We start from the raw sequence: 3,365 nt of genomic DNA on the forward strand, positions 1-3,365 counted from the left end.
GCCCCGCGCAGCCAGGCGGCGACCTCCTGCGGTGGGCGTCGGCCCAGCCAGCTGACGCGCGGCGAGAGGCCGGGCCGCTGCAACTGCTCGCGCTCGACGCCGTCGCCGATGATGACGAGGCGCAGATCCTGTGGCCAGGCGGGATCGTCGACCGCCGCGAGCATGACCGAGATGCCGTGCCAGGCGGTGATGCCGCCGACGAAGACGATATAGGGGCCGTCGGCGGGCGGGGGCGGTCCCTCGGGCGTGAACAGCCTGATGTCGGCACCGTTGCTGACGACGCTGACGCGACCATGGCCGGATTGCGCCTCGGCCCAGCCGCGGAGGCCCTCGGTGACGACGAAGACATGGGCCGCCAGGCGCATCTGCACGCGGTAGAGCCAGACGATCAGCGGGCCGAGCCAGGCCAGCCAGCGATAGGTGACGAAGATGTCGGCGGGCAGGCCGTTGATCTCCTGGAAGACCGGGACGCCGCGCAGGCGCGCCAGCAGCGACACCGGCATGGCGGCGAAATGCGCGCGCATATAGACGCCGTTGCAGGAACCGAGCTGGCGGGCGAGGGCCCATTGCACGCGGATATAGTCGAGCAGGCGGGTCAGATAGCCGGCGCCCGAGCTGGCGCCGCCGCGGCTGGTGGCCAGCAGCTCGACCTCCCAGCCGATCTCGCGCAGTCCGCGCACGATCTCGTGGACATGGGTATAGGTCGCCTGGCCTTCGCGCGGGGTTTCCAGCGAGAGATAGGCCAGGCGCCGCTTGGGCTGCGTCACGCGGCCGAGGCCTCGCGCTTCAGCGCCTCGCGCACCGCCTCGATGATGTAGTCCTGCGTCGCTTCGTCGAGATAAGGGTGCATCGGCAGGGCGACGACCTCCTGCGCGACCCGTTCCGAGATCGGCAGGCCGTTGCCGGCGACGGGGAAGTGCTTGTAGGCGGTCTGCTGGTGCAGGGGCTTGGGATAGTAGACCGTGGTCGGCACGCCCTTGGCCTTCAGCGCCGCCTGGAAGGCGTCGCGGCGATGGGCGTCGACGCGGATCGTGTACTGGGCGAAGGTCGAGACGCAGTCCGGCATGACGTAGGGCGTGACCACCAGGCCCTTCAGCGCCGCGGTGTAGCGCTGCGCCACGATCTGCCGCTTCTCGATCTCCTCGGCATAGACCTTGAGCTTCTCGATCAGCACCGCGGCCTGGAGCGTGTCGAGCCGCGAGTTCACGCCGATGCGGACATTGTCGTATTTGTACGAACCCTTGCCGTGGAAGCGCAGCGAGAGCAGCAGCGCCGTGTGCTCGTCGCTGTCGGTGAGGATGGCGCCGCCGTCGCCATAGCAGCCGAGGGGCTTGGCCGGGAAGAAGCTGGTCGTGGCGAAATCGCCGATCCCGCCGGCGACGCGGCCCTTGTAGCGGGCGCCATAGCCCTGCGCCGAATCGGCGATCAGGACGAGATCGTTCTGCTTGCAGAAGGCCTCGATCGGATCGTAGTCGCAGGCCTGGCCGAAGAGATCGACGGTGATCAGCGCGCGCGGCTTGAGCTCATGCTTCTTCGCCGTATCGAGGGCAGCGGCGAGGCCCTTCGGGTCGATATTATAGGTCGCCTCGTCGATCTCGGCGAAGACCGGGGTGGCGCCCATCCAGGCGACGACCTCGGCGGTCGCCGCGAAGGTGAAGCTCGGGCAGATCACCGCATCGCCCGGGCCGATGCCGAGCGCTTCCAGAACGAGGATCAGCGCGTCGGTGCCGTTGGCGACGCCGATGGCGTGCTTGGCGCCGCAGAAGGCGGCGAGCCCGGTCTCGAACTGCTGGACCTCGGGGCCGAGGATATAGCTGCCGTCGCGGACGACCTTGAGGATGGCGTCCTCCATGGCCTGGCCGATATGCTGGCGCTGGGCCTTGAGGTCGATGAACTCGATCGCGGGACGCTCGCTCATCAGGCTATCTCCTCCAAAGTGTCCGGGCCGGTTTCGCGGTAGCGCCGGCCGGTTTCGGGGCAGGTGAGATCGGGGCCGAGCTTGGCGCCGTCATGGCTCATCCAGCCGATGCGGCGGGCCGGGACGCCGGCCATCAGGGCGAAATCGGGGACGTCCCTGGCCACCACGGCGCCGGCGGCGATGAAGCAATAGGCGCCGAGCGTGTTGCCGCAGACGATGGTGGCGTTGGCGCCGATGCTCGCGCCCTTCTTGACCAGGGTGCGGCGGAACTCCGACTTCCGGTTAAGGAACGCGCGGGGGTTGTTGACATTGGTGAAGACGCAGGACGGGCCGCAGAAGACGCCGTCCTCGAGCTCGACGCCGTCATAGAGGGCGACGTTGTTCTGGACCTTGCAGCCGTCGCCGACGGTGACGCGCGGGCCGACCATGACGTTCTGGCCGAGCACGCAGTCCTTGCCGATCACCGTCTCGCCCAGGACATGGACGAAGTGCCAGATCTTGGAGCCGGCGCCGATCGTGACGCCGTCGTCGACATAGGCGCTCTCATGGATCTTCGCGCCGGGGAAACGCGGATCGTCGCGCATCTCGGGGGAAGCGGCCATCGGCTTCAGGCCTTCAGATACTTGTCGACGAAGGGGTGGCGCTCGCCATTGGCGACGACCGGCAGATTGCGGAACTGCGAGACGACCTCGACGCAGAAGCGCACGTCCTCGAGGCCATAGCCCTTGCCGGCCAGGATCTCCTGATAGCTGCGGGTGTGCAGGTCGGTGAAGCCTTCCGAGAACTCGACCTCCTCGCCGTCGAGCGTGATCGAGCGATAGGTGGTCTTCTTTCCCTTGACGCTGTCGGGCAGGTCGTTGGCATCGACCGAGAGGAACCAGCGCACATCGGCCTTCTCATAGGAGAGCAGGCCGCCGGCGCGCTCGGGCTGGCGCAGGCTGGCGGTCTGCGACTGGAGCGGGCCGAAGACATAGGACAGCATGTCGAAGAAGTGCACGCCGATATTGGTGGCGACGCCGCCCGATTTCGCCTCGTCGCCCTTCCAGGAGGCATGATACCAGCGGCCGCGCGAGGTGATGTAGGTCAGATCGACCGCGTGGCGCTCGTTCGATTGGGCGATGCGCTCCTTGAGCGCCTGGATCGCCGGGTGCAGGCGCAGCTGCAGGATGGTGTTGATCTTGTTGCCGGTGTGCTGCTCGATCTCGGCCAGCCCGTCGATGTTCCACGGGTTGAGCACGAGCGGCTTCTCGCAGATCACATTCGAGCCGGAGCGCAGCCCGAAGCGGATATGGGCGTCGTGCAGGTAGTTCGGCGAACAGACGCTGACATAGTCGATGTGCTCGCCGCGCCGGCGCAGCTTGTCGACATGCCGGTCGAAGCGCTCGAACTCGGTGAAGAAATGCGCCTGCGGGAAATGGCTGTCGATGATGCCGACCGAGTCGTTGGG

4 protein-coding genes are annotated in these 3,365 nt (G+C 67.4%); all 4 read right to left on the bottom strand.

Features of this window, described 5'->3' with window-relative positions:
- Nucleotides 1–767: glycosyltransferase (locus V6M56_RS08315; RefSeq protein ID WP_332682788.1), on the bottom strand; the 767-nt coding region annotated here is incomplete at its 3' end.
- Nucleotides 764–1,918, bottom strand: coding sequence for a DegT/DnrJ/EryC1/StrS family aminotransferase (locus V6M56_RS08320; RefSeq protein ID WP_332682790.1), 1,155 nt, complete (start codon nucleotides 1,916–1,918; stop codon nucleotides 764–766). The genes V6M56_RS08320 and V6M56_RS08315, both read right to left, overlap by 4 nt.
- Entirely contained in the window at nucleotides 1,918–2,520 is a 603-nt protein-coding gene (locus V6M56_RS08325; protein WP_442881113.1) for an acyltransferase, read from the bottom strand. The genes V6M56_RS08320 and V6M56_RS08325 overlap by 1 nt, the downstream gene beginning before the upstream one ends.
- A gap of 5 nt (nucleotides 2,521–2,525) precedes the next feature.
- Nucleotides 2,526–3,365: Gfo/Idh/MocA family oxidoreductase (locus V6M56_RS08330; protein ID WP_332682792.1), on the bottom strand; the 840-nt coding region annotated here is incomplete at its 5' end.

This window comes from Allobosea sp., assembly GCF_036675845.1.
GTDB lineage: Bacteria > Pseudomonadota > Alphaproteobacteria > Rhizobiales > Beijerinckiaceae > Allobosea.